This window comes from Vibrio sp. 1288 (assembly GCF_033344475.1).
Map to the genome: position 1 here is coordinate 1 of NZ_JAWPOX010000569.1, position 680 is coordinate 680.

Below are 680 nucleotides of genomic sequence, written 5' to 3' on the forward strand. Positions count from 1 at the left end.
TGAATATGATCGCCCGTTGTCGAGGTGCCTAGCGACGCTACGGAGTAATCTACGCCGTATTGAGCCAGAGCGACAACGTCCATATAGCCTTCAACCACCAAAATTTGTGCTGGTTCACGATGCGCTTGTAACACTTCGTACAGGCCATAAAGCTCTTTGCCTTTATGGAATATTGGCGTTTCCGGTGAGTTGAGATATTTTGGCGTACCTTCACCAAGTACTCGACCACCAAAGCCAATTACTCGACCACGACGGTCACGAATTGGAAACATAATACGACCACGAAAGCGGTCATAACGGTTGCCTTTGTCGTTTTCAATCAGCATGCCACCAGTGACAAGCATGTCTTGATTGTCTTTATTCTGGCCGAAGTTTTTACGGACTAAATCCCATTCGTCAGCCACGTAACCAATGCCAAATTTCTGAACGATTTCACCAGATAGACCACGGTCTTTTAGGTATTCAATCGCGACCTTGCTCGAAGGTTGTTTGAGTTGGTTACGGTAAAACTGGGCAATGCTACCCATTAAATCGTATAGGCTGCGTTTTTCACTGCTACTTGCTTGCGGTCCAGAATTGAACTGCCCACCGCCACCACTACGTTGTTCACGAGGAACGTCCAAACCTAGATAAGAGGCAAGTTCTTCAATCGCTTCAACGAACTCTAGGCGTTCAAACTC

The 680-nt window shown here is 46.8% G+C and carries 1 protein-coding gene; it reads right to left on the minus strand.

All coding sequences use genetic code 11. The annotated features are described in order from the left end of the window. Positions 1-680, minus strand: a 680-nt coding sequence (locus R8O11_RS28075) for a DNA primase (protein WP_318194981.1), incomplete at both ends; no start/stop codon positions are given.